The sequence below is a fragment of the Aeromicrobium piscarium genome (assembly GCF_007421815.1).
Lineage (GTDB): Bacteria > Actinomycetota > Actinomycetes > Propionibacteriales > Nocardioidaceae > Aeromicrobium > Aeromicrobium piscarium.
Window position 1 is genome coordinate 61,965 of the sequence record NZ_VLNT01000001.1, and the last position, 25,378, is coordinate 87,342.

25 protein-coding genes are annotated in these 25,378 nt (G+C 69.9%); 9 read left to right on the forward strand and 16 right to left on the reverse strand.

Annotated elements, in window-relative coordinates; all coding sequences use genetic code 11:
* The first annotated feature begins 4 nt into the window (after nt 1–4).
* Genes FNM00_RS00220 through FNM00_RS00235 form a run of 4 tightly spaced genes read left to right on the forward strand, consistent with a single transcriptional unit; the run spans nt 5 to nt 4,063 of the window.
* Complete coding sequence (locus tag FNM00_RS00220; RefSeq protein ID WP_143911004.1) at nt 5–1,042, forward strand: ABC transporter ATP-binding protein; 1,038 nt, start codon at nt 5–7, stop codon at nt 1,040–1,042.
* Nucleotides 1,043–1,054: 12 nt separating this feature from the next.
* Nucleotides 1,055–2,221: an amidohydrolase/deacetylase family metallohydrolase gene (locus FNM00_RS00225; RefSeq protein WP_143911005.1), complete on the forward strand. Its 1,167-nt coding sequence runs from the start codon at nt 1,055–1,057 to the stop codon at nt 2,219–2,221.
* Nucleotides 2,221–3,195: a hypothetical protein gene (locus tag FNM00_RS00230; RefSeq protein ID WP_143911006.1), complete on the forward strand. Its 975-nt coding sequence runs from the start codon at nt 2,221–2,223 to the stop codon at nt 3,193–3,195. The genes FNM00_RS00225 and FNM00_RS00230 overlap by 1 nt, the downstream gene beginning before the upstream one ends.
* Nucleotides 3,182–4,063, forward strand: a complete 882-nt coding sequence (locus FNM00_RS00235; protein ID WP_143911007.1) for a GntR family transcriptional regulator — start codon at nt 3,182–3,184, stop codon at nt 4,061–4,063. Before FNM00_RS00230 ends, FNM00_RS00235 begins: the two co-directional genes overlap by 14 nt.
* A 112-nt stretch (nt 4,064–4,175) precedes the next feature.
* Here FNM00_RS00235 and FNM00_RS00240 read toward each other — a convergent pair whose 3' ends face one another.
* The 12 genes from FNM00_RS00240 to FNM00_RS00295 form a co-directional block, all read right to left on the reverse strand.
* Nucleotides 4,176–4,766 carry a DUF6036 family nucleotidyltransferase gene (locus tag FNM00_RS00240; protein WP_143911008.1) on the reverse strand — a complete coding sequence of 197 codons (591 nt, stop codon included), beginning with the start codon at nt 4,764–4,766 and terminating at the stop codon, nt 4,176–4,178.
* Complete coding sequence (locus FNM00_RS00245; RefSeq protein WP_143911009.1) at nt 4,763–5,254, reverse strand: hypothetical protein; 492 nt, start codon at nt 5,252–5,254, stop codon at nt 4,763–4,765. The genes FNM00_RS00240 and FNM00_RS00245 overlap by 4 nt, the downstream gene beginning before the upstream one ends.
* Before the next feature lie 235 nt (nt 5,255–5,489).
* Nucleotides 5,490–6,269: a DeoR/GlpR family DNA-binding transcription regulator gene (locus FNM00_RS00250; RefSeq protein ID WP_143911010.1), complete on the reverse strand. Its 780-nt coding sequence runs from the start codon at nt 6,267–6,269 to the stop codon at nt 5,490–5,492.
* Between the two features lie 130 nt (nt 6,270–6,399).
* On the reverse strand, nt 6,400–7,887 hold the full coding sequence (locus FNM00_RS00255) for an APC family permease (protein WP_143911011.1): 1,488 nt from the start codon (nt 7,885–7,887) through the stop codon (nt 6,400–6,402).
* A gap of 14 nt (nt 7,888–7,901) precedes the next feature.
* Nucleotides 7,902–9,146, reverse strand: a complete 1,245-nt coding sequence (locus FNM00_RS00260; protein ID WP_143911012.1) for an NAD(P)/FAD-dependent oxidoreductase — start codon at nt 9,144–9,146, stop codon at nt 7,902–7,904.
* Nucleotides 9,143–10,552 (reverse strand): NAD(P)/FAD-dependent oxidoreductase, encoded by a 1,410-nt coding sequence (locus FNM00_RS00265; protein ID WP_221933526.1) that lies wholly within the window; start codon nt 10,550–10,552, stop codon nt 9,143–9,145. The genes FNM00_RS00260 and FNM00_RS00265 overlap by 4 nt, the downstream gene beginning before the upstream one ends.
* Nucleotides 10,549–11,961 (reverse strand): FGGY family carbohydrate kinase, encoded by a 1,413-nt coding sequence (locus tag FNM00_RS00270; protein ID WP_143911013.1) that lies wholly within the window; start codon nt 11,959–11,961, stop codon nt 10,549–10,551. Before FNM00_RS00270 ends, FNM00_RS00265 begins: the two co-directional genes overlap by 4 nt.
* Before the next feature lie 99 nt (nt 11,962–12,060).
* Complete coding sequence (locus FNM00_RS00275) at nt 12,061–12,720, reverse strand: HAD family hydrolase (protein WP_143911014.1); 660 nt, start codon at nt 12,718–12,720, stop codon at nt 12,061–12,063.
* 200 nt (nt 12,721–12,920) lie between these two features.
* Entirely contained in the window at nt 12,921–13,796 is an 876-nt protein-coding gene (locus FNM00_RS00280; protein WP_143911015.1) for a fructosamine kinase family protein, read from the reverse strand.
* Between the two features lie 27 nt (nt 13,797–13,823).
* Nucleotides 13,824–14,318, reverse strand: coding sequence for a low molecular weight protein-tyrosine-phosphatase (locus FNM00_RS00285; protein WP_143911016.1), 495 nt, complete (start codon nt 14,316–14,318; stop codon nt 13,824–13,826).
* Nucleotides 14,319–14,322: 4 nt separating this feature from the next.
* The gene (locus tag FNM00_RS00290) at nt 14,323–14,703 is read right to left on the reverse strand and encodes a phage holin family protein (protein WP_143911017.1); all 381 of its coding nucleotides are present in this window, start codon (nt 14,701–14,703) and stop codon (nt 14,323–14,325) included.
* A 194-nt stretch (nt 14,704–14,897) separates the two neighbouring features.
* Complete coding sequence (locus FNM00_RS00295; RefSeq protein WP_185972893.1) at nt 14,898–15,854, reverse strand: EamA family transporter; 957 nt, start codon at nt 15,852–15,854, stop codon at nt 14,898–14,900.
* A 34-nt stretch (nt 15,855–15,888) separates the two neighbouring features.
* Here FNM00_RS00295 and FNM00_RS00300 point away from each other — a divergent pair, with 34 nt between their 5' ends.
* The 4 genes from FNM00_RS00300 to FNM00_RS00315 all read left to right on the forward strand — a co-directional run bounded on the left by FNM00_RS00300 (nt 15,889) and on the right by FNM00_RS00315 (nt 20,554).
* Nucleotides 15,889–16,953, forward strand: a complete 1,065-nt coding sequence (locus FNM00_RS00300) for a histidinol-phosphate transaminase (protein ID WP_143911019.1) — start codon at nt 15,889–15,891, stop codon at nt 16,951–16,953.
* Nucleotides 16,954–17,196: 243 nt separating this feature from the next.
* Complete coding sequence (gene pdhA, locus FNM00_RS00305) at nt 17,197–18,327, forward strand: pyruvate dehydrogenase (acetyl-transferring) E1 component subunit alpha (protein WP_143911020.1); 1,131 nt, start codon at nt 17,197–17,199, stop codon at nt 18,325–18,327.
* The gene (locus FNM00_RS00310) at nt 18,324–19,301 is read left to right on the forward strand and encodes an alpha-ketoacid dehydrogenase subunit beta (protein ID WP_143911021.1); all 978 of its coding nucleotides are present in this window, start codon (nt 18,324–18,326) and stop codon (nt 19,299–19,301) included. The genes pdhA and FNM00_RS00310 overlap by 4 nt, the downstream gene beginning before the upstream one ends.
* Nucleotides 19,301–20,554, forward strand: coding sequence for a dihydrolipoamide acetyltransferase family protein (locus tag FNM00_RS00315; RefSeq protein ID WP_143911022.1), 1,254 nt, complete (start codon nt 19,301–19,303; stop codon nt 20,552–20,554). Before FNM00_RS00310 ends, FNM00_RS00315 begins: the two co-directional genes overlap by 1 nt.
* Before the next feature lie 297 nt (nt 20,555–20,851).
* Here the strand turns inward: FNM00_RS00315 and FNM00_RS00320 are convergent, their stop codons facing one another.
* Nucleotides 20,852–21,340: a GNAT family N-acetyltransferase gene (locus FNM00_RS00320; RefSeq protein ID WP_143911023.1), complete on the reverse strand. Its 489-nt coding sequence runs from the start codon at nt 21,338–21,340 to the stop codon at nt 20,852–20,854.
* A 121-nt stretch (nt 21,341–21,461) separates the two neighbouring features.
* On the opposite strand from FNM00_RS00320, the gene FNM00_RS00325 reads away from it, so the two are divergent.
* Nucleotides 21,462–22,769, forward strand: a complete 1,308-nt coding sequence (locus FNM00_RS00325; RefSeq protein WP_246065014.1) for an MFS transporter — start codon at nt 21,462–21,464, stop codon at nt 22,767–22,769.
* Nucleotides 22,770–22,977: 208 nt separating this feature from the next.
* Here the strand turns inward: FNM00_RS00325 and FNM00_RS00330 are convergent, their stop codons facing one another.
* The 3 genes from FNM00_RS00330 to FNM00_RS00340 all read right to left on the reverse strand — a co-directional run bounded on the left by FNM00_RS00330 (nt 22,978) and on the right by FNM00_RS00340 (nt 25,372).
* On the reverse strand, nt 22,978–23,919 hold the full coding sequence (locus tag FNM00_RS00330; protein ID WP_143911024.1) for an oxidoreductase: 942 nt from the start codon (nt 23,917–23,919) through the stop codon (nt 22,978–22,980).
* A gap of 22 nt (nt 23,920–23,941) precedes the next feature.
* A complete protein-coding gene (locus FNM00_RS00335) occupies nt 23,942–24,724 on the reverse strand; it encodes a maleylpyruvate isomerase family mycothiol-dependent enzyme (protein WP_143911025.1) in 783 nt (260 codons plus the stop codon).
* 150 nt (nt 24,725–24,874) lie between these two features.
* Nucleotides 24,875–25,372, reverse strand: coding sequence for a hypothetical protein (locus FNM00_RS00340; RefSeq protein ID WP_143911026.1), 498 nt, complete (start codon nt 25,370–25,372; stop codon nt 24,875–24,877).
* Nucleotides 25,373–25,378 lie beyond the last annotated feature (6 nt).

Below are 25,378 nucleotides of genomic sequence, written 5' to 3' on the forward strand. Positions count from 1 at the left end.
ACCTATGAGCACTTCATTCGTCCACCTGCGTGGACTGACCACCGAATACGGCAACGGGGCCGGGATCCGGGACATCGACCTGGAGATCCGCCGCGGCGAGATGCTGGTCCTTCTCGGCCCCAGCGGCTGCGGCAAGACCACCTTGCTGCGGACGATCGCCGGCCTCGCGGCTCCCGACTCCGGCGCCATCATGGTCGACGGCGACGACATCACGTCGCTCAAGGCGGCCCAGCGGGACATGGGCATGGTCTTCCAGACCTGGGCCCTCTTCCCGCACCTCACCGTCGCGCAGAACGTCGCCTACGGCCTGAAGACCCGCCGCCACGCCAAGAACGAGATCACCAAGGCCGTCGGCGAGGCGCTCGAGCTGGTCCAGCTCTCGCATCTCGCCGATCGCAAGCCCGGCCAGCTCAGCGGCGGCCAGCAGCAGCGCGTGGCGCTCGCTCGCGCGATCGTGATCAATCCGCGCGTGCTGCTGCTCGACGAGCCGTTGTCAGCGCTCGATCGACGCATCCGCATGGAGCTGCGGTCGGATCTGCGCCGTCTGCAACAGGAGCTCGGCGTCACGGGGGTCTACGTCACCCACGATCACGGCGAGGCGCTGGCGCTCGGCGACCGGGTCGCGGTGATGAACGAGGGACGCATCGTGGAGATCGCCGCACCGCGTGAGCTGTTCGTCCGTCCCCAGCACCGGTTCACGGCGCATTTCCTCGATGCCGGCACCATCGTGGACATCGACGGAAGCGGGCCGGACGGAGCACTGCGCACCCCGTTGGGCAGCATCGCGCCGGTCGCGCCGACGCCCGACATGGCCGCGATCTGCATCCCGGCCGATGCGATCGCCCTCGAGGTCGACGGACCCGGCATCGCCGGCACCGTCGTGGACCTCGACTACGAACAGTCGAGCCTCACTGTGTCCGTCCAACTGAGCGGCAGCGGCATCGTCGTCAAGAGCGCCCAGCCGCTCTCCCGCGATCTGCACTCCGGCCAGCCGATCCGCGTCGTCGCCGATCTCGAACGCGCCGTTCCCCTCGCCAGCTGAAAGAAGAGACCCATGAACGACCTCCTCCTGCGCAACGCCCTCGTCCACGATCCGTCCACGTCCACCTCGCGTGAGGCCCATGTCGCGATCGATGCCGGCACGATCGTCAGCCTCGACGCCTCCGACACGACGCCCGCCCGGCACGTGCTGGACGTCGAGGGTGCGCACGTCCTCCCCGGACTCATCGACCTGCACACGCACTACTACCGGTGGTCCACGCCACTGGGCTACGACCCGCGCCGCTACAGCTTCCGGGACGGTGTGACGACCATCGTCGACGCGGGAAGCGCGGGCGCACTGACCTTGCCGGGACTCGTGCAGACCGCGCGGGGCATCGGCCGGGGCAACCTCTTCGCCTTCGTGAACCTCTCCACGATCGGGATCATCCACAACGAGGTGGGTGAGCTCCACGATCTGCGCACTGCCGACATCGATCTGCTCGCGGAGGCCATCGAGGAGAACCGCGACTTCGTCGTCGGCATCAAGCTGCGCCTCTCCCGATGGGTCAACGGCGAGGACCCGGGCAACGCCCGTGAGGCACTGCGACGTGCTCTCGCGGCCGGTGAGCGGACCGGCGTCCCGCTCATGGTGCACGTCTTCGATCCGAGCCTCGCGCTCATCGAGATCCTCGACGCCCTGCGACCGGGCGACATCGTCACGCACGTCTTCTCCCGCTCGCGCGAATCCGTCGTCGCGAGCCAGGAGAACTGGGACGCGCTGCTCCGCGCCCGAGCCCGTGGGGTCGTGCTCGATGTGGGCTGCGGACGCGGCGGGCTCGACTTCAGCGTGGGCCGTGAGGCGATCGCCCGTGGCCTCTACCCCGACACGATCTCCAGCGATCTCACCGAGGTCACGGCGGATGGGCCCGTGTTCGGGCTCACTGCGACGATGTCGAAGATGCTGGCGATCGGCATGCCCTTCGAGGAGGTCCTGCGCGCGGTGACGATCAATCCGGCCACGGTCCTTCGCCGGCCCGAGCTCGCCGAGCTGCGCGAGGGCGCCGTGGCGAATCTGGCGGTCTTGGCGGTGGAGCGAGGCTCCTATGAGTTCGAACAGCTGCAGTTCCTCGAGCAGGTCGTCGAGACCGTGACCCACGATCAGTCGGTCCGCGCGCTCGCGACGGTCCTCGAGGGCCGGGTGGTCGTCGGCGACGCGCGACTGTCCACACAGGAGGCCTGATGCAGGCCTCCCCGCTCGCGGTGCTGACCGCCGCCGACGTCCGGACCTCCGGAGTGCTCAACCCCGACGTCGCGGTCGATGTGATGCGCCGGACCTTGGCCGCGAAGCGCGCCGGCGTCGCGGTCGACAGCCCCTTGTCGACGCTGACATTGGGGGAGCCGGGGCATCGGTTCGTCGCCCACCCGGCGTCCCTCGAGGACATCGCCGGGGTCAAGTGGATCGGCGCGAATCCGGAGAATCTCCGGCATGGCCAGCCGCGGGCATCGGCCTCGGTCCTGTTGAGCGACCGTCAGGACGGTCGCTCGCGCGCCGTCGTCGAGGCGACGTCCATCAGCGCGGCTCGCACCGCGGCGGTCGGCGCCCTGGCCGTCGAGGTGCTCGCATCGACGGCCGCTCCGTTCTCCGTCGGCGTCGTCGGGGCGGGTGTCTCGTCGCTGGCGTTCGTGGACACCGTGATCGCCCTGTATCCCGACCTGGTCCGGACGGTGACGGTCTTCGACCTCGCCGAGGAGGCCGGGGCGCGCCTGGTCGAGACGCTGCGGGAGCGTGGCGTCGCGGCGACCGTCGCGGGATCCGTGGAGGAGGCCGTCACCGCCCACGAGGTCGTGGTGCTGGGGACGAGCGACGCGGTCACCCCGTACGTCACGCCGGCGATGCTGGAAGGCGTCCGGCTCGTGGTCGCGATATCGCTCAACGACCTGACCGAGACGGCGGTCGCGACCAGCGGCCGATGGGTCACCACGGACCGGCAGCTTCTGGCCTATGATCTGTCATCGACAGCACGCGCGGTGAGATCGGGAGCGGTGTCGCCGGATCGGATCGAACTACTCGAGGATCTGATGGTCGACCCGGCTTCCGGCGATCGGCCGGAGGGAGAACGGATCGTCTTCGACTTGTGGGGGTTGGGGATGTTCGACATCGCGCTGGCCGCGGCAGCGTGGCGGCGACAGGAGCGTGACCATGGCCAACGATGACGGACCGGCCGCCGGCGAGCAGTCCCTTCAGGTCCCGACGGTGAGTACCGCGGATCTCTCCCATATCGCCGCCTCGCCGCGAACCGGCCGTGGTGCCGGCTCGGCGACGCAGGCGGCTCACATGGAGCTCACCGGCCTGCTCGCGGCTCTCATCAACTCCGGGGAGCTGGCCCCGGGGGTGCGGCTTCCGCCGGAGCGCGACATGTGCAAGCAGTTCGGGGTCAGCCGGACCACCGTCCGTCACGTCCTGGACCGACTCGAGCGACAGAACCTGATCACCCGGCACGTCGGCCGCGGGACCTTCGTGGCCGAGCCGAAGACGGTCCACACCATGTCGGTGCCCGAGAGCATGGTGACCGCCGCGGAGGAGGCGTCGACCTACCGGGAGGTGTACCGCGACCTGCACGTCCCCAACGACCGGATGCGCGAGCTGATGACCGTGGAGGAGGACGAGGAGGTCTCGCGGACCGCCAGGGTGCGTTTCGTCGGCGGACGGTCGGTGTCGGTCGAGGTGGTGCATCTGCCGACGGCCGTCGCGGGCGCGGTGGACGACACGCAGCTGGCCACCGGCCCCCTGGGTGTCGCTCTCGCCGGGGCGGGGGTCGAGGTGGCGAAGGCACGTCAGCGCTACGACCCGGTGCTGTCCGCGCCGTGGGAGTCCGATCTGCTCGACGTGCCGCCGGGGACTCCACTGATGCTCGTCACCCGGCGCAGCTGGGATCACGAGGACCGGGTCGTGGAGTACACGCTGGAGTACCACCGGGCCGATCGCAACAGCTTCCTCATCGAGGTGACCGCCTTGCAGGGTCCGGGACGGTCAGCGGGCGACGCGAATCTCGACGCCCGCGGCGTCGAGCGCGGCTCCTAGCTCGCCGCTCGGCTCGATGTCGGTGACGAGTCCGGCGAGCTGATCGAGGTCCGCGACGTGCACGGGCGCGACCACCCGGTGCTTCGAGGGGTCTCGGAGCGGGTGGAAGCCTTCAGCGGTGGTCGGTCCCGGGTGGCGCTTCGCGGGGGGCGGTCGTCGGAGCATCGTGGCGTGCGTGCGCGCGAGTGGCGACTTCCTCGGCGATGTAGCGGTGACGCGGCAAGAGCTGACCGGTCGGGTAGATGGCGGTGAGCAGGTCGATGCATTCCTGGGCGATGGTGTAGCCGAGCCGGTTGAATAGCAGCGCGGCGTCGTCGAGGTCGCGGTCGTCGCGGGAGGCGTGGAGCTTCATCGCCAGCAGATACTCCGGTGAGGGCACCTGCACCAGCAGCGATTCGGACTCGAACACGGTGTGCGGGTGCTCGTCGGTGCCGGGGAGGAATCCTTTGGCGGCGTCGTTGAGCCAGTCCGGTTCGAGCCCGTGGGGACCGCTCATCTCCTCTGCGATGCGCCTGACTTCGGGGGCAGGGACGAATAGGGCGTCCACGTCGCGGGTGAGCCGGTCGGCGTCGTAGGCAAGGGCCATCGCCGCCCCGCCGACGACGAACAATTGTGCAGGTACTCCGGCCTCCGCGAGCCGGTCGGACAACTCGCCGAAGAGGGCGCGGACCCCTTCCGCGTCGAGCGGTCCGGTCTGGGTCATGCCCTCGCCAGGGAACGGGAGGTGATGAGAATCCCGCGCCGCCTGAATGCCTCGGGGCTCTCCCGGTCGGCGTCGGCGTGGAAGATCGCCGGAACTGCCGGGTACCAGCCGTTGGTGCGCCGCGACGAGTCGAGGGCCCAGGACGGTGTGGGCCAGCCGTCGCGCTCAGCAAGGTGGGCCGCGAGCGCCGCGAATGCGGCATCAATCTCCGACGCACTGGTGCGGGGCGGCTCGTCGGTGAACACTCCGGCCGCGAGGTCGGGGCCGCCGCGTCGCAGAACGGAGGTGTAGTCGTCCAGCGTTTGGAGGATGCCGAACCGCCAGCATGTATCGAGTGGTTCACCGGCGGCGAGCATCGTGCGGCAGGCTTCGGCGTTCTGCGCGGCGGTGTGACGCACCCCCACGCTCGGGTTCGGCGCGGTCTCAGGTGTTGTGCGGGCAGCATCGAGCAGCGCGCCGACCGACAGCACTTCACCTTGGAACACCATGACAGCGCCTCCTTTCCGCGCCTATTCTCTCAGACCCGCTCACGGAAGTCTCGGGGCTACGGCCTTCGTGCTGGCCCGTCGCGGCGGCCTCGATCGGCCTCGTATTCGCTCTCGATGCTCTCGTCTACGACGCGGTGCTGTCCTCGACGTGGGAGTCCGATCTGCTCGACGTGCCAGCGGGGACTCCACTGAATGCTTCCTCATCGAGGTGACCGCCTTGCAGGGTCCGGGACGGTCAGCGGGCGACGCGAATCTCGACGCCCGCGGCGTCGAGCGCGGCTCCTAGCTCGCCGCTCGGCTCGATGTCGGTGACGAGTCCGGCGAGCTGATCGAGGTCCGCGACGTGCACGGGCGCGACCACCCGGTGCTTCGAGCCGTCGGCCAGCACCCACGAGCGCGCCGAGAGCGCCAGCATCCGCTGACGGAGCCGAGCCTCCTCGTAGTGGAAATCGGTGAGGCCGTCCACGGCGTCGACGCCGCCGGAGCCGAGGAAGGCGATATCGGGCCGGAAGTCGCCGAGGAACTGGTCGGCCCGGCCGCCGGAGACCGCCAGATCGCCCGCTCGCACCCGCCCGCCGAGCACGACGACCTCGCAGGAGAGGCGTTCGGAGGCGAGGGTGGCGGCGGGCAGCGAGCCGGTCAGCAGCAGTCCCTGGAAGGAGGGGGCCATCGCGGCGACGACCTGGAGCGCCGTGGTGCCGACGTCGATGACGATGGTGGCGTCGTCGGCGATCAGCTCGGCCGCGGCCCGGCCGATACGGGCCTTCTCGTCGCGGCCGCTCGCGCTGCGCTCACCGTAGCTGCCCTCGGCCCGGGGATGGTGTCCCGCCCCGACCGCGCCGCCGCGGACCCGGACCAGCATGCCCCGGGACTCGAGTGCGGCGAGGTCGCGCCGGACCGTCTCGATGGAGACGCCCAGGACGTCGACGAGGTCCACGGTGCGCACGAACTCCCGGGCCGCGAGCTGCTGCTCGATGATGCCCCACCGCTCGGCGGGGATGGCCAGTTGCGTCACCGTGGACCTCCTCGAATCGTGCTCCGCCCTCGACCCTCGATACGGGCTCCGCTAGCGCTCCGCCTTACTCGACCACCGTGTGCGAGGGAGCGCTAGCGAGTGAGCGTATCGAGACCACCTGCCCAGAACCCTAGTGCTCCGTGGGCTCGGCATCGAGCACTGCGTCGATCGACTCCATGTCGGGCATGGTGAGCCCCGCGACGCCCTTGCGGATGAGCAGATAGGCGAAGTACACGGCGCCGATGAGCACCATGACGCCGACGTAGGCCCAGGAGTTGGCGAACGAGGCGTCGCGGAAGATCAGCAGCTCCCACACGAGCCAGACGACCGCGACCACGAGGACCGGGGTCTCCCAGCGTCCGAGGCTGAAGCCCCGCGTCGGCGGCAGGTGCTTGCGCTTGACGATGTACAGCGCGACGGTGGACGCGTAGATGATCGCCGGCAGCAGCGTGGCCGCCGAGAACAGCGCGAACAGCGCGTCGGTGGAGAAGGCGAACACCGCGAGCACGGTCTGGCCGACCGCGAACATCATGAAGGTCGCGTTCATGGGGGTGCCGCGCGACCGCGAGATGCGGTGGAAGGCCTGCCAGCCGGGGAACCGCTCATCGCGCGACATCGCCCAGATGAGGCGCGAGCCGCTCAGCGTGATGACCAGGCCGCAGGAGAAGATCGAGATGACCACCAGGACCAGCAGCGCCTTGCCCAGGAAGGACCCGAGCACGCCCTGGATGATGTCGGCGATGGGCGTCGCCGACCCGGCGAGGGCCACCGGATCGCCGGCCAGGCCGGTCACCGCGATGAGGAACAGGAAGCCGATGATGCCCAGGGTGAGGACCGCCCGGTACATCGCCTTCGGCACGACGTGCGCGGGATCGCGGGTCTCCTCCGCGAGATTCGCGGCCGACTCGAAGCCGACGATCGTGAAGGCACCGAGCAGGAAGCCCATCGCCCACGGACCGGCCTCGGTGAGACCGCCCAGGGAGAAGTAGCCCTCAGCGGGCACGTCGCCGCGGCTGAACAGTGTGCTCCAGTCGAACTGGCCGGTGGTGAAGCCGACGGCGAAGAGCAGGACGACCAACCCGATCATGCCGATCAGCTGAATGGTGACCGCGCCGTTGTTGACCCGCTGCGTCGCCCGCGTGGACAGCGAGACGAGGGCGGCTTGCAGGGTGATGACGACGGCGGTGATGATCCAGGCATTCGCCTGCGTGCCCACGTAACCGAACAGCACCGGCAGGATCGTCGAGGCGATCGTGTAGTCGACGGCCACCACGACCACGCCGAGGAAGGTGAACGAGATCCAGCCCATGATCCAGCCCAGCACCGGGTTGGCCAGGCGCGAGACCCATTGGTAGGCGTATCCGGTGACCGGCACGCGTGCGGCCAAGGCCCCGAAGACCAGCGCCACGGCGAGCTGGCCGATGACCACGATCGGCCACGTCCAGATGCCGAGCGGCCCGGAGGTCGCGAGGACCGATCCGTAGGCCGTGAAGATGCCCGTCGCGATCGACACGAAGCCGAAGGCGACGGCGAACAGCGTGAAGGGACTCAGATCCTTGGCGAGCGTCTGCTCGTAGTGTCCGGCGGGCGCATCCGTCCCGAGGTGTTCATTGCTCATCGGTGTTCCTTGTCTCACGAGAGGTGGAGGCGGACGTCGCCGCCGTTCGGCACGATGCCGTTCAGGACGTCCCACGGGATCCTGAAGACCCGGCCCGGGGATGCCGGCCAGGGGAGACGGCGACGGGTGACGACGCTGTCCCCTTGGGTGACCGTCACGCGCGGCACGCGCACGAGATCGTTGACCCAGGTCTCGATTCGTCCGCGGGCGGGGATGCCCGCGGACAGGTCGATCAAGCCGGGGGAGACCCATCGGAAGGACGCGTCGCCGAGGAGCCGCACGCCACCGGCTCCGGCCGTCGTCCCGCCGAGATAGCGCAGCACGGCGTCCGCGACGTGCGTGCCGCCGAGGGCCGCGATGTCCGCGGTGTCGACCGGATGCACGACATTGCCGGCGGCGAAGACGCCCTCGCGGCGGGTGCGGCCCGCGGCGTCGACCAGCGGCCCTTTGGTGTCGGGTGCCAGCTCGATACCGGCCGAGCGCACGAGCTCGTGGTCCGGGATCCAGTCGCCGGTGAACACGACCGTGTCGCAGTCGAGCACGCGCCGGTCGCCGGTCGCGAGGTCCTCGACCTCGACCCCCTCGACGCGCCGCCGCCCTAGAACCTGTGTGACGCGGTGTCCCGTCACGAGATCGGGCCGGAACAGGAGCCGCCCGCCCAGGTTGAACACACCATAGGACTCGGGGCTGTCGTAGTGGGTGACCATCGCGGCGGGCACGCAGCCGGCCTCCTTGAGGGTCATCGCGGCCGACCACGAGACCAGCTCACCCCCGACGATCACCGCTCGCTTGCCGACGGCGCCGTGGTGCAGGTGGACGCGGTTCTGCAGCTCGCCGGTGGTGTAGACGCCGGCCGGACGTGAGCCGGGGATCATCCGCGCGGATCGGGGCCGCTCGCGCGCACCGGTCGCCACGACGATGGCCTCGGCGGACACGATCTCGCGGCCGCGGGGGCTCGTCAGGTACAGCGATCGCTCGTCGCGCCAGGAGGTCGCCATCGTGCCGGTGAGGATCTCCGCGCCCGCGTCGGCGGTCTCGGTGACCAGTCGGCGTGCGTAGACCGGGCCGCTGATGAACCGGCGACGATCGCGGATGCCGTAGCCGAGATGGTCCGAATGCCGGGGGATGCCGCCGGCCTCGCGTTCCCGTTCCACTACGAGGACGCGATCGACGCCCTGACGGCGCAGAGCCGTGGCGGCGCTCAGTCCCGAGGGGCCGCCGCCGATGACGACGACATCGGTTCGACGTTCGCTGCTCATCGGACCATCTCCTCGATCGTGGCGTCCACGGCGGCACCGCAGTAGAAGCCCTGGCACCGGCCGTTCGTGGCGCGGGTGCGGCGGCTGACGCCGGAACGGTCCACGGCCGGCACCGTCGCGCAGAGGGCGTCGCGGACCTCGCCGAAGCTCACCCGCTCGCAGAAGCACACGAGTTCGCCATAGGCCGGATCGCGGCGGATGACCTCGTCACGCTCGTAGGGACGGGGCCGCGCCTCGCCGATATTCGGCATCTGCGGAGGGTCGGCGAGCGAAGAGCGCCGGCGCAGCTCGACACCGGCATCGCTCAACAGTCCCTCGACGTATTCCGCGATCGCCATCGAGGCGGTCAGGCCGGTGGATCGGATGCCGCCGACGAGCAGATAGCGCTGCTCCGGATCGGGCTCGATCAGATAGTCGCCGTGGTCGATCGCGGCGCGCAGACCGGCATAGGCGGTCGTGACCTCTTCCTCGAAGAGCGTCGGCATGAGCCGCTCGCCCTTCTCGTGCAGGAAGGCGAAGCCGTTCTCGGAGGTACCGGTGGCGGTCTTGTCGTGCAGGTCCTCTGCCGTAGGGCCGAGCATGACGTTGCCGTAGACGGTTGGGCTCACCAGGACGCCCTTGCCGAGCTTGCTCGGGACGGGCAGGACGATCTTGTCGACCAGCGGACGCGCGAGCTTGTCGAAGACGAGCAGCTCGCCGCGTCGCGGCGTGACGGTGAAGCGGTCGAAGCCGAGGGCGCAGTCCAGCACGTCCGCGCCGAGACCGGCGGCGTTGATGAGCCAGCGGGCCGTGATGTCTCCGCGGCTGGTGTGCACCACGGTGGCGTCGTCGCCGACGGTGACACCGGTGACCTCCCGGCCGAGGAGGAGGGCGGCCCCGTTGTCGACGGCCTCGGTGGCGTAGGCGATCGACGGAGTCCACGGGCAGATGATCGTCTCGCCGGGCACCGTCAGTCCGCCGAGCGCCCCGGGGCCCAGATGGGGAAGCGTCGCGTAGACCGCATCGGCGTCGATGATCTCGCAGGCGTCGTAGCCGTTCTGCTCGGCCTTCTCGCGCAGTGAGGGCAGGTTCGCCAGCTCCTCGTCGGTCCAGGCGACGAGCAGGGCGCCGGTGCGCTCCATCGGGATGCCCGTCCGCTCGGCGTATTCGCCCAGCAGCGTGTAGCCCCGGCTGACCAGCCGGGACTCGAGGGTTCCGGGCTTGGCATCGAAGCCGGTGTGCAGGATCGCGGTGTTCGCCTTGCTCGTCCCCTCACCGACATCGTGGGCCGCATCGACGACCGCGATGTCCAGCTCGTAGCGGCTCAGCGCGCGGGCGATGGCCGTGCCGACCACGCCGGCGCCGACGATGGTGACGTCGTACACCCCGTCGATGCTGCGCATTGATCGCTCGCTGCGCTCGCTCATGAGACGTCCTTCCCGGTGAGGCCGGATTCCACCGCGGCGCGCCAGCGCGCCCGGAAGCCGGCGGCCTGCGCGGCCGTCCAGCGGGGCTCGTAGGTGCGGGCCGGCGACCATCCGACGAGCGCGTCGTCGAGGCTCAGGGAGTCGTCGAGGGCGAGGCGCGCGGTGGCGACGGCGCCGAGGGCGGTGGCGTGCTCGGAGCCGAAGACATCGACCGGCACCTGGGATAGATCGGCCTGCGCCTGCATGAGCGTCGCGCTGCGGGTGAGACCGCCGTCGACGCGGAGGCGTTCGGGGGCATCGCCCAGGTCGATCATCTCGGCGACGTGCGCCGCGATGCCCTCGAGCACCGCGCGCACGATCTCACCGCGTCCGGTCGACAGGCTCATGCCGTGCAGTGAGGCACCGACATCCGAGCGCCACCAGGGCGCCGCGAGACCGGCGAAGGCGGGGGAGCAGAGGACACCGCCGGAGTCCTCCGCGGCGATCGTGTCGAGCTCGGCGGCGGAGTCGATGAGGCCGAGGTCGCTCATCCACCGGACCGCGGAGGCCGCAGTGTAGACCTGTCCGTCGGCGCAGTAGGTGGTGTCGCCGCGCACGGTCCAGGCGACCGATGTGGCCAGGCCCCCGGGATGCGGCGAGGGATCGGAGCCGCGGTTGGCCAGCAGGAAGGCGCCCGTGCCATAGGTGCACTTGGCCGTTCCGGGCTGGATGCATCCCTCGGCGAGCAGCGCGGCCTGCTGGTCGACGATGAGCCCGCCCACGGGGATGTCACCGCCGAACGCGCTCGTGGTGCCGACGATCGCGTCGCTCGGCACGAGGGTGGGCAGCTCCTCGTCGCCCAGGCCGAACAGCTCCAGGAGCTCGGGATCCCAGTCGACGCGCGCGAGGTCGAGGATGAGGGACCTGCTCGCGGTGGAGGTGTCGGTCACGAACTCACCGGTCAGCCGGTGCACCAGCCACGTGTCGCTCGTGGTGACGACACCGTGGCGGGTCACCTCGCGCCGCAGCCAGGTCATCTTGGGAGCGGAGAAGTAGGGGTCGAGGAGCAGCCCCGTGCGCTCGTGGATCAGGTCGGCGTGATCGGTGAGGCCGGCGCAGACCGGCTCGGACTGCCGGTCCTGCCAGACGAGGGCCGGGGTCAGGGGCTCACCGGTCGACCGGTCCCAGGCCAGCACCGTCTCGCCCTGGTTCGCCAGTGAGACGGCCTCGATCGTCGCGCCGGCCTTGGCGACGGCGTCGCGTCCGCTCGTCAGCACGCTCTGCCACAGCGCCTCCGGGTCCTGTTCGACGACGCCTCCGGGGCGGTATTCCGGCCGCACCCGGCGCTCGGCGACCGCCAGCACCTCGTCCCCCTCGACGACGATCGCCTTGGTGCTGGACGTGCCCTGATCGATGGCGAGGATCGCCACGTTCACTCCTCCCCGGGAAACCGAAACATGCCCGTAATTTCCCGAAGTTAACCGTTACTGCCCGATAGTGTGGAGGAATGGTCACGCCCGTGTCAAGCGTCACCAGCGGGCGGCCCGAACCGGCGTCCCCGGCAGGGCCCGGCCGAGGCGGCCGAGGAGCGCGTCGTCGCCGTCGACGAGCACGACCGCGTCGGCGCCGCGCATCATCGGCAGATCGTGCGCGGAGTCGCTGTAGACGAGGTCCCACTCCCGCCAGCCCAGGGCGGCGAGACGGGCGACCTTGCGCTCGCCGAAGCAGTGGTCGTCCCATCGCAAACGACCTCGATGACCGGAGACGACCGAGGCGCACACGCGGACGGGCAGGTCCAGCGCCCGCGCCCACGCCTCGATCAGCGGCGTCATCCCGGCGGAGACGATCGTCACCTCATGGCCCTGAGCGATGAGGGAGCGTGCCTCCTCCACCGCCGCGGGGCGTGTCATCGAGGGATCGTTGGCGAGGGCGGAGCCGAACTCGGACAACTCGGCGATGAGCTCATCGGCCGGCTGCCCGGAGAAGGCGATGTCCATCAGGCGCCGGGTGACGCGAGTCCGCGCCGGCGGCCTTCGCGATGTCAGGGCGAATCCCGCGAGCCATGGGGCGGCACGTGCCAGCAGTAAAGGTCGGGCACGCAGCCGCGGCACCAGCCACGCGGCGGTCGAGTCCGTGGTGGTGAACACGCCGTCGAAGTCCATGACGATCCGTCGCGGGGAAGAGCTCACCGGCCCAGGATGTCAGCCCTGCCCGCATCTGCCCGAAACCGACATCGCCCGTCTACCTCAGGCCGGCGGCGGTACGTCATCAACCTCACGCCATCAGGCGCGGTAGGTCATCAACCTCATCACGCCCTCGAGGGGTTGACCAGTTACCGCCGTGCCGAGGGAGAGGTTGATGGACTACCGCGAGGTGGGCGGGTGGGTGCTCAGGTCGACGGGCCGTCGAGGAGGCTCTGGGCGGCGCCGGCGGCGCGGGCGCCGTAGGAGCCGCCGAAGAGCAGCGTGTGCACGAGCAGCGGATGCAGTTGGTGCAGCGCGACCCGGTCCCGCCATCCCTCGGCGAGCGGTGCTGCCTCGTCGTAGGCCTCGAGGATGCGCTGGAGGTGAGGTGCCCCGAACAGCGCCAGCATCGCGAGATCGGTCTCACGGTGTCCACCGTGGGCCGCCGGGTCGATCACCCAGACGGCACCCTCGGCACCCCACACCACATTGCCCGACCACAGGTCGCCGTGAAGGCGCGCCGGGGGCTCTGCCGGTCCGGAGAAGGAATGGATCTTGCGCATCGCGGCCTCGATCGTGGACGCCTCGTCCGAGGTCAGATGGCCACGGTCGACGGCGGCGCGCACATAGGGCATGACCCGGCGGGACGCGTAGAACTCCTCCCACGTCGGCAGCGGGCGGTTGGGCAGCGGCGCGACGCCGATATATCCGTCACGCTCCGCGCCGAAGGTGGGTGCACCAGCGGCGTGGGTCGTGGCGAGCGCCCTGCCGAACTGCTCTGCCAGCTCCTGCGAGGGCTTGCCCGGTTCGATCCAGGCGATCACGAGGCAGTCGTCGTCGACGCCGAGGACCTCGGGAGTGGGGACGCCGCCCGCCTCGCCGAGCCAGCGCAGCCCTTCGGCCTCGCGCCGGAACAGTCCCTCGGGGGCCTGCGGACGCGTCTTGATGATCGCGCCGCGGCCGTCGGTGAGGCGAAGCCGGGTGGCGGTGCAGATGTCGCCGCCGGCGACCGGGGTGGTGGAGACGACGGCGGTTCCCAGCAGTGCCTCTGCCCGCGCCGCCGTTCCTGCCATCCTCGCCATGCCCCCGACGTTACCGGAGGACCCGTATCAGCTCTGTCGCGAAGCGATCAGCGCCGGAATCTCGGCGACGAGGGCGTCGCTCGTGCGCTCGATCATGGCGAGGACCTCCACGAATCCCTCCTCGCCGCCGAACCAGGGATCGGGCACCTCGATGTCCTGCTCCGTCGCCTGCGGGTCGAAGCTGCGGAACATCCGCAGCCGTTCGCTGTCGGCGACGGTGGGGGCGAGCTCGGCCATGTCGGCGTAGTTGCTCTCGTCCATCGCGAGGAGGAGATCGTTCTCGGCGTACCAGTCGGTGGTGAACTTGCGGGCGACGTGCTGCGAGGCGTCGTACCCGGCCTGGGTGAGCCGGTCCGCCGCTCGCGGGTCCATGGGGTCGCCGGTGTGCCAGCCCCCGGTGCCGGACGAGACGATCTCGACATCGTCCACCCCGGCCTCCTCGAGCTTCTTCTCCAGGACGACGTGTGCCATCGGGGAGCGGCAGATATTGCCCAGGCAGACCACGGCGATGCGATAGGTCACCGGGTCACTCCCCGATGATGGCGTTGACGACGGTCTGTGCGATCGAGATGACGATCGAGGCGAGCACCGCCCACCAGAATCCGTCGACGAAGAACTCGATCGCGAACTGGCCGGTGATCCATTCGGTCAGCATCAGCAGCAGGGCATTGATGACCACGAGCAGCAGTCCGAGGGTCAGGATGATGAACGGCAGCGAGAGCAGTTTGACGATCGGGCCGAGCAGCATGTTCACGATGGTGAACACCATGCCGACGATTGCCAGGGCGAGGACGCGGTTGGCGGTGGTCTCGCCGGGGTCGCCGATGTTCATGTGATCGCCGAGCAGCAACGCGGCGAAGGCCAGCGCGAGACTGCTCGCGAACCAGGTGGAGATGAAGCGTGCCATGAGCACATTGTCCCAGGGCGAACCTCGGGCCGCTCGATCGCCTCATCGGCGCGCCGAGGTCGGTGGCGGTGCGGCAGCAACCTCACCTCGCGGGTGGCGGTAGCTGGTCAACGTTATGCGGGTGCGGTGGGGTTGATGACGTACCGCCAGCACGGGCGTGGGGTTGATGGCGTACCGCCGCCGGGCCGAGCTGGTCAGGTCGGGGGCGGGAGCTCCTGCGGGGAGGCGAGTCGTGCGGTCTGCGCGACCACGACTCCGGTGAGCACCACGAACACGCCGATCGACTGCGCCAGGCTGAGCACCTCGGCGTACCAGAGCCAGCCCGTCACGAGCGCGACCACGGGCTCGAGCATCGCGACCACCGAGGCACGGGTGCTCGGGATGTACTGCATCGCCGCGAGATAGAGGAAGAACGGCGTGACGGTGCCGAGCAGCACGATGTAGATCATCGCCACCCACACCGGTGCCGTGAGATGGTCGAGCCGGCCGAGCAGCGTCGACTCCTCCCCGAGCACGTCGATGGCATTCCACGCCGGTTCATACAGATTGGAGACCACCGCCGCGAGGCCGAAGGACCACACCACGACGTGCAGCGGACTCGATCCTCCCTCAGCCGCCGTCAGGGCCTCGCCGATGAGGAAGTAGCTCGCCAGGCACACGGCCGACAGGAGGCCGACGAGCAGGCCGACGGTCTCGATCGTCAGCCCGTCCCACACCTGGCCCACGAGCGCCAGCCCGACGAGCGAGACGGCGATGGCCGGATAGAGCCGCGGGTGCACGGGTTCGCGCCGCACGAAGCGCACCCACAGCACGACGAGCGCGGGGGCCAGGTACTCCAGCAGCAGCGCGATGCCGAGGGGGAGGCGGTTGATGGTGACGTTGTAGGCCGCCTGCACGCCCAGCACCCCGACGATCGCGAGGGCCGCCATCAGCACCGCCGCGCGGCCGCGCGGCACCCGGAACGCGGAGCGGTCGAAGACGAGGGCCAGGGCGATGAAGGTGAGTGCGGCGCAGGTGAGGCGGAAGGTCGTGTAGGTGTCGATCGGAAGTCCGGCCTGCACGGGGATGCGGGAGACGCCGGCGTTCACGCCGAAGGTGACGGCAGCGGTGACCACGAGGGCGTAGCCGATGACGGCGGGACGTGATGACACCGGCACATCCTCGCAGGGTCACTAGGGTGGCGCCATGTCCACCGTTCCGAGACCGCGCGCCGTCTTCGAGCGGCTTCCTGCCTACCGTGCGGGGCGGCCGGCGCCCGACGATGCGCACAAGCTGTCGAGCAACGAGAACCCGTTCCCGCCGCTGCCGAATGTCCTCTCCGCCGCCACCCGCGAGCTGGGCCGGATGAACCGCTACCCCGATGCCGGGATGGGCCGGCTCTACGCGGCGATCGCGGCCCATCTCGGGGTGGAGGAGGAGCGTCTCGCGGCCGGCACGGGCTCGGTCGGCGCCCTCTTCACGCTGCTCTCCGCCTACTGCGATCCCGGCGACGAGGTCGTCTACGCGTGGCGCAGTTTCGAGGCCTATCCGATCGGCATCGAGCTCGCGGGCGCCACGCCGGTTCCCGTCCCGCTTCGGCCCGATGCCACGCACGATCTGCCGGCGATGGCGGCCGCTGTCACCGGGCGCACCCGCGTGGTGCTGGTGTGCACACCCAACAACCCGACGGGTCCCGTCGTCGCGCGCCGGGAGCTGGACGCCTTCCTGGCGGGGGTGCCGCCACATGTGCTGGTGGTGATCGACGAGGCCTATGTCGAATTCGTGCGTGATCTCGATGCCGCCTCCGGCCTGGACTCCCTCGCACGTCACGGCAATGTCGTGGTCCTCCGCACCTTCTCCAAGGCCTACGGGCTCGCCGGGTTACGCGTCGGCTATCTCGTGGCGCATCCGGAGGTCGCCGCGGTCGTGCGCACGGCGACTCCGCCGTTCGCCGTCAGCGACCTCGCGATCGCCGCGGTCGCGGCGTCCCTGGACGAGCTCGACGAGCTCGACGAACGCGTCGAAGCGGTGGTCGCCGAACGCGATGCGATGGCAGCGACGCTGCGCGCCAGAGGCTGGGCGATTCCCGAGTCGCACACCAACTTCCTGTGGCTCCCGCTCGGGGACGATGCCGTGACCTTCGCCGAGCACGCCTGGCCCGTCTCCGTGCGCCCCTTCGCGGGGGAGGGGGTCCGCGTCACGCTCGGCGATCCGGCCGTCAACCGCGAGTTCCTCGACAGGATCGAGGGGTGGCACCGCGCGATCGAGTAGCCGCTGGGGTACTTCCAGCCAGGGGAGGGGCGGCGTATCGGGTCGTCCTGCTCAGGACATCGCCGCGATGAAGGCGACCTCCGCCGCTCGCCCACGGAGGCTGGCATCGCGGCGGTGAGGCGGCTACGCTGATCTCACGATGTGAGCACCATCACATCGTGGCGCACCCGATTCCGCCACCCCTGGAATCAGCGCCCCAGACACCGCCGGCGGCACCCCGCCCGGCGGCGATTGGAGGATCGCATGACCCTGCCGATGACCCCGCAACCCGGCGCGCTCGACGGCGAGCACGATCTCGTGCAGCTGCTCGCCCCCGATGGCACGCGCCGCCATGACCCGCGTTATCCGCTCGAGGTCGACCACGCCCAACTTGAAGGCTGGTATCGCGACCTCGTCCTCGCCCGCCGCATCGACACCGAGGCCTTCGCGCTCCAGCGACACGGCGAGCTCGGCCTCTGGCCGCCGGCGCTCGGCCAGGAGGCGGCGCAGATCGGCTCCGGTCGCGCACTGCGCGACCAGGACTTCGTCTTCCCCACTTACCGTCAGCACGGCGTGGCCTACTGTCGCGGGATCGATCCGGCCCTCCTCCTCGGCGTGTTCCGGGGCACCGAGCTCGGTGGCTGGGATCCGCAGGAGTACCGCTACGCGCTCCCGCAGATCATCATCGGCGCCCAGACCCTGCATGCCACCGGGTACGCGATGGGTCTGCTGCTCGACGGGGCGGTGGGTCATGGTGATGCTGAGCGGGACACCGCGGCCATCGCCTATCTCGGCGACGGTGCCACGAGCCAGGGCGATGTCGCCGAGGCCTTCGTGTGGGCGGCCTCCTATCAGGCTCCGGTGGTCTTCTTCTGCGAGAACAACCAGTACGCCATTTCCGTGCCCTTGGAACGTCAGACGCGCGTGCCGATCGCTCAGCGCGCCGCCGGATTCGGCTTCGAGGGCGTCCGGGTCGACGGCAACGACGTGCTCGCCTGCTACGCGGTGACCCGCGCGGCTCTCGACGCCGCACGCCAGGGATTCGGTCCGACCCTCATCGAGGCCGTCACGTACCGGGTCGGCGCGCACACCACCTCCGATGATCCGACGCGCTACCGCGAGGACGCCGAGACCGAGGCATGGCGCGCGAAGGACCCGATCGACCGCGTACGGATCCACCTTCAGCGTGCGGGCAGCGATGCGGCCTTCTTCGCCTCCGTCGAGGCCGAGGCCGACCAGCTCGGAGCGCACCTGCGGGAGGTCTGCGGCCGGCTGCCCGAGCCGGATCTCGTCGGCCTGTTCGACCACGTGTACACCGATGTGCCCGAGGAGCTCGCCCGCCAGCGCGACGATGCCATCGCCTGGCAGGCCACGGACGAGGGAGGCGACCGATGACCACCACGATGACACTGGGTGCGGCCATCAACGCAGGACTGCGGGCCGCGATGGAGCGCGACGACAAGGTCGTGCTGATGGGCGAGGACATCGGCCGGCTCGGCGGCGTCTTCCGGGTGACCGACGCCCTGCAGAAGGATTTCGGCGCCAACCGGGTCATGGACACCCCGCTCGGCGAGGCCGGGATCATGGGCACCGCCGTCGGTCTCACCACGCGCGGCTATCGGCCGGTCGTCGAGATCCAGTTCGACGGATTCGTCTACCCGGCCTACGACCAGCTGGTCGCTCAGGTCGCGCGGCTGCACTTCCGCAGCGCCGGCCGGATACGTGTCCCGATGGTGATCCGCATCCCCTTCGGCGGCGGCATCGGCGCGGTCGAACACCACTCGGACAGCCCCGAGGCGCAGTTCGCGCTGACCTCGGGGCTCAAGGTCGTCTCCTGCGCCACCCCGCACGACGCCTACTGGATGATCCAGCAGGCCATCGCCTCGGATGACCCGGTCGTGTTCATGGAGCCCAAGCGACGGTACTGGGAGTCCGGCGAGGTCGACACGGAGTCGGCGGGCGCGGAGCTCTGGTCGTCCCTCGTGCGGCGCTCCGGCACCGATGCGACCCTCATCGCCTACGGTCCCATGGTCAAGACCTGCCTGGACGCCGCGACCGCGGCCGCCGAGGAGGGTCTCGACCTGGAGGTCATCGACCTGCGGGCGCTCTCCCCGCTCGATCTCGGGCCGGTGTTCGCCTCGGTGCGCCGCACCGGACGCGCCGTCGTGGTGCACGAGGCGCAGCGCACCCTCGGCCTCGGCGCGGAGCTCTCCGTGCGGATCACCGAGGAGTGCTTCTACTCGCTCGAGGCGCCGGTGCAGCGAGTGACCGGTTACGACCTGCCGTATCCGCCGAGCCGGATCGAATCGGAGTTCCTGCCGAGTATCGATCGCGTGCTCGATGCCGTCGACACCGCGAGGGAGTTCTGATGCCGGAGTTCTGCCTGCCCGATGTGGGCGAGGGCCTGACCGAGGCCGATATCGTCACTTGGCGCGTCGCGGAGGGCGACGAGGTGCGGGTCAACGATGTCCTGGTCGACATCGAGACGGCCAAATCGATCGTCGAGCTGCCGAGTCCCTTGGCGGGGACCGTCGGTGCCCTGCTGGCCGCCGAGGGCGACACCGTGCGCGTCGGCGCGCCGATCGTCCGGATCGAGACGGCGGACACCGCGGAGGAGGCCGCGCCCCGCACGGCGGTGCTGGTCGGCTACGGACCGCGGGACGAGAAGGCGGGCGGGCGGCGACGTCGTCGCGCCGGCCGGGTCGCCGAGCCCGTGCCGTCTGCCGAGCCCGAGCACACCGCGTCGGTGGTCGCGCTCGCCAAGCCTCCGGTGCGCAAGTTCGCCAAAGACCACGGCGTGGATCTGCGCGCGATCAGTCCCGCGGACCCCTCCGGCATCGTCACCCGCACCGACGTGGAGAACGAGCTGCGACGCACGGCCGCCCCCGCTCCTGCCGAGAGGCCCGCGGTTGTCGGTGTCGCGGAGGAGCGCCGGGTGCCGATCGCGGGGGTGCGCAAGCACACGGCCGAGGCGATGGTGGAATCGGCCTTCACGGCCCCGCACGTCACCGAGTGGATCACCGTCGATGTCAGCGCCACGATGGAGCTGCTCGACCAGCTGCGCGCCGACCGGGCCTTCGCGGACGTCAAGGTCACCGCGACGGTTCTCGTGGCGAAGGCGGTCTGTCTCGCCCTGCGTCGCACCCCCGATCTCCACGCGAGATGGGACGGCGAGGCCGGGGAGATCGTCTTCCCCGCGCATGTCGGTCTCGGGGTGGCCGCTGCGACGGACCGGGGGCTTCTCGTGCCGGTGGTCCCGCAGGCCGACGTGCTGCCCCTTCCCGAGCTCGCCCGGGAGATCGCCACGCTCGTGCGGACCGCTCGTGAGGGGTCGCTGCAACCCGAGCACATGACGGGCGGCACCTTCACGATCACCAATGTCGGCGTCTTCGGTGTCGACGCTGGCACGCCGATCCTCAATCCCGGTCAGTCGGGCATCCTCGCGGTCGGTTCCGTCGAGAGACGGCCGTGGGTCGACGAGGAGGACCGCATCGTGCCGCGGTGGATCACCACGCTCGCCTGCAGCTTCGATCACCGGGTCGTCGACGGCGAGCAGGGCTCACGCTTCCTGGCCGATGTCGCGTCCCTGCTGCGCGACCCCAGCCGGGCGATGATGTTCTAGGCGATCACCTGGTGTCAGTGGTCTCGATACACTCACTCGCTAGCGCTCCCTCGCACTCGACCACTGAGGGCCAGGCCACCGGTGGTTGAGTAGGAAGCTCGCTCTGCGAGCGACCGTATCGAAACCCCCACCGATGTGGTCTCGCTCCAGCGCGGCTACGGCCCTCGTGCGCTGGTTCCATTGCATCGCCGCGATGGAGACGGCCTTTGGCTACTCGACAGCCGGGCCCAGTTCGGCCGGCCGGGTATGCGGAAGGGGCGGGAGAGAATCTCTCCCGCCCCTTCCGTGGGTGGATGTTCAGTCGCCGGGGCGCACCATCATGATGTTCACCGGGCCGCCTTCGGCCAGCACGCCGACTTCCTCGAAGCCGCGGCCGGAGTGGAAGGCCAGGGAGGCGTCATTGTGGTCGTAGACCTCCAGGCCGATCGGCTTGTCGCCCTCGATCGCGTCGTAGAGCTTGGAGGCGACGCCCTTGCGGCGGTGGTCCGCTGAGACGACGATCCGGTCGAGGTAGACGTACTCGGAGGTCTCGAAGTACTCGTCGAACCAGCGATACCGCGTGGAGTCGTAGGCGACCCCGGGGGGGAGTGTGATGACGAAGCCGGCGATATCGCCGTCGTCGGTCATGACGAGTGCGTCGTCGGCCATCTCCACGAGCGCTGCCGTGGCGGCGCGGTCGAGAGGACCGACGCCTTCGAGGGCGTCCTGATTGATCTCGACGATCGTGTCGAGGTCCTCGTCGGTGATGGGTCGGATGGTCGTGGTCTGCGTCAGAACTGGGCTCATCGTCTTCCGACGTTATGTCAGGTCCGGGGGTTCACGCCAGTCGAATGCCCGGTTAAGTGATAGAGATCACAGGATCGCGGCCGGCGGCACGCGGATCTGACCGGCTTCGTAGAATGCCTTGGTGAACCAGGCTTTTCGAGATCCTCGCTATCGCGCGGCTCTCGTGGTCTGGGCCGTCGCCGTCACGACCTATCTGCTGGCGGTCTTCCACCGTTCGTCGCTCGCGGTCGCGGGACTGGCCGCCTCGGAGCGGTTCGACATCTCGGCCGCGCAGCTGGCCACCTTCACCATGCTCCAGCTGCTCGTGTACGCGGCGATGCAGATCCCGGTCGGCCTCCTCGTCGACCGTTTCGGCCCGCGAGCGGTGATGCTCACCGGCACGATCGTGCTGGCCCTCGCGCAGGCGGGGTTCGCGGTGGCCGACACCTATCCGATGGCGATCGGGGCCCGTGTCTTCGTCGGTCTCGGCGATGCGATGACCTTCGTCTGCGTGCTGCGGCTGATCAATTCGTGGTTCTCGCCCCGACGGATCCCGATCATCACGCAGATCACCGGTCCCATCGGGCAGATCGGTGCCATCGCGGCGGCGGCGCCGATGACGTGGGCTCTGGGGACGATCGGCTGGACCTCGGCCTACCTGGTGGCGGCATCGACGAGCGTGGTCGCGGCGGTCGCGGTCCTCGTGCTCGTGCGCGATGAGCCGGCGCGCCGCAGCGTGCGCGGGGTCGAGCTGTCCTGGACCAATATCCGCACCAGCCTCGCGGCATCGTGGGCTCACCCAGGCACCCGGCTCGGCTTCTGGTGCCACTTCACCACGCAGTTCAGCTCGACGTGTCTGGGATTGTTGTGGGGCTTCCCGTTCTTCGTGCGCGGTGAGCACACCAGCGAGACCTTCGCCAATGTGCTGCTGACGATCATGGTGGTGGCGGTCGTCGTGGCGGGGCCGTTGCTGGGGTGGTTCGTGGGCGCCTATCAGTGGCATCGGTCCTCCCTCGTACTGGCGATCGTCTGGGCGATCGTGGCGGTGTGGACCTTCGTGCTCTTCTGGCCGGGCAGCGCGCCGAGCTGGCTGTTGATCGTGCTCGTGGTCGTCGTGGGCGTCGGCGGCCCGGCATCGATGATCGGGTTCGACCTGGGACGCACGTCCAATCCGATCGAACGGCTGGCGAGCGCGACCGGGATCATCAACCAGGGCGGTTTCACGGCGAGCCTGATCCTCGTCGTCGCGATCGGCGTCATCCTCGATCTCGCCTCCCCTGGCTCGGGCACCTACACGCCGGAGGCGTTCACGCTCGCGATGAGCTTCCAGTACGTGCTGTGGGGGATCGGCCTGATCCAGATCTGGCGCTACCGCCACAAGGCGCGCAATTTCCTGCGCGCCGACTACCCCGAGCAGTGGAAGCGCTGGTCCGGCCGCGACTGGGACTGAGGAACGCGTTCCCGTCCCCTCTCCAGCGGATGTGCACCACGCGTCGAGGTCGGTGGAGAAGAAGCGGCGACCGATCACCAGGCCGGACACGTGAGCGGGGACCGCTCGCGAGCGACGACGGAGGATGTGCTCCTGTGGTTGCCATGACGACCGCCGAGGCACATTCTTCGTCGTCGGTCCGGCAAGGATGTGTCCTCGTACCGGATGCTCAGGTCACGTCGAAGACGACGCCGGTCGCGCTCTGCGAGGCGGACCAGAGCGCACCGGCGAGACGCGGATCGCGAGCCAGCCGGGTGGAACCGACCGTGCGGGGGTGGCGGCCGCGCAGCTGCTGGAACCCGTCCGGGCCGATGTAGTCGCCGCCCGTCAGCATCGGATCCGTCGCCGCGCGCAGCAGCGGCAGGGCGCCGTGAGCCGCGGGCTGGCCGATGATGCCCGTGACCTGGTGGATCGCGATGCCCGGCAGCGACCTGCCCCGCAGGTTGAGACCGGACTTGGTCAGGTTCGTCGAGGCGTAGCCGGGGTGAGCCGCGACGCTCACCACCGGAAGACCCGCGGCCTCGGACCGGCGAGCGAGCTCCCACGCGAACAGCAGGTTCGCGAGCTTGGACTCGGCGTAGGCGTTCCACCGCCGGTAACGGCGTGGGGAGCCTTCGGGGGTCAGCGTCCGCAGGTCGATGCCCCGGGCGCTGGCGTGCGCGAGGGACGAGACGGTCACGACCCGGGCGCCATCGCGCAGTGACGGCCAGAGACCGGCGGTCCAGGCGAAGTGGCCGAGGTGATTCGTGCCCATCTGGAGCTCGAAGCCGTCCTGCGTGCGGGCGAAGGGCGGGATCATGACGCCGGCGTTGTTCACCAGGATGTCGATCCGCGGCTCGGCTGCGGCGAGATCCTGGGCGGCGGCGGTGGTCTGGGCGAGGTTCGCGAGATCGAGCTCGACGATCGAGATGTCGCTGCCCGGAGCCTCCTCCCGCAGCCGGCGCACGGCGTCCTCGGCCTTGCGGGTGTCACGGGCGGTCACGATGAGACGCGCGCCCCGCCGGGCGAGGCCGAGGGCCGTGTGTGCCCCCAGTCCTCCGGTGACACCGGTGATGACCGCCGTCTGTCCGGAGAGATCGCCGATATCGGTCGTGCTCCACCGCTCGCTCATGGTCACGAGACTACGCGGGGACTCAGGGAGTGACCGCGAGTCCGGTGAGGACACGGTGGGCCAGTTCGGTGTCTCCGTCGACCTCGACCGGCACCTGACCGGGTTTGCGCCGGCCTCCGCCGAGGACGATGAACGCCTCCGTCGACATCGTCAGCGTCGTCTCCGGGGTCGCATCGTCGTCGATGGCCGCGCGTCCGTCGTCGTTGACGACGACGGTGGCGGCGAAGGGCACGGGACCCGTCACGACGACGGCCACCGGATGACCGGACGGCGCCTTGGCTCGCTTGCCGATGACGAAGGGCAGCGCCGCCTGAAAGGACTGGACGGTCACCTGCGCGCCGGGGGAGTCGAGGTTGCCACTGCGGTTGAGGGCGCGGCGCAGATCCTGCTCGTGCATCCAGGCATCGATGACCCGGTTGCGCAGGAGCGTCTCCCAGGTCCAGGGCGCGCCCGCGGGCGTGCTGGGTGCGGGCGCGGCGGGGTCGTCGGGGAGCACCGCCAGCTGGGTGGCACGCCGTTCCACGAGCTCGCGGAGACGGACCAGGAGGTCGGGCAGGCCGACATCGTGCAGCGCATCGACCCCGGCCTGCGTGTAGTCCTGGGGCACCGTCGAGGGACCGGCCGTGTCGGCGGTCTCGGTGCCGTCGGCGAGGACGTCCTCGAGGTGGACGAGGTGGGCCAGGATGTCGCGCACGGACCATCCGGGCAGGTCGGTGACGCGGTCGGCATCCTCGGGGAGGAGTTCGAGATCGAGGATCGCGCCCATCGAGTGGCGCCACGCGTCGACATACGTCCGCAGGCTCATGGCTTCAACCTAGGGCATCGCCGTTCGCCGGCCCGTCACGAGCGCCGCCCGAGCTCGTTGAGTAGGGGGAACGTTTGGACGGTCGGACGGGGCTTTTCACCGTCCAAACGCCCCACTCGACGGGAAACCGGATCAGCGGAGACCGATGGGTCAGGGGGCGGCGCGGCGGCGCCAGGCGGTGACGGCGGCGAGGACGATACCCGCGGTGAGGGAAACCCAGGCGATCAACGAACCCATCAGGTCGCGTCCGTCGAGGTCGTTGACGAGTGCATAGCCGTAGCTCGCGCTGTCGGAGAGCTCGTCCCCGGGCGTGCACTCGACGGTCATGTCGGCGCGCCCGTCCTCCATCAGGGCGATGAGATGCCAGCGGGTTCCGTCCGTGGTGACCGTGACGTCGACGATCGAGTCGCTCGAGATCTCGGTGCGCTCCTCGCCGGGCCCGACTGCCTCACAGGCGATGTCGCGACCGGGCTGGGGGAGATCGGTGAGGACGGCGACATCGTGGCCCTGGGCATCGAAGGGCTGACCGGACGGGATGACCGTGCTGCCGCGCAGCTCGTCCCAGGTGCCGGCCGTGAAGGCCACCGCGACGATCCATCCGACGGCGGCCACGAGGGCAGCGACGACGTACCACCAGCGAGACCTCACTGCGCC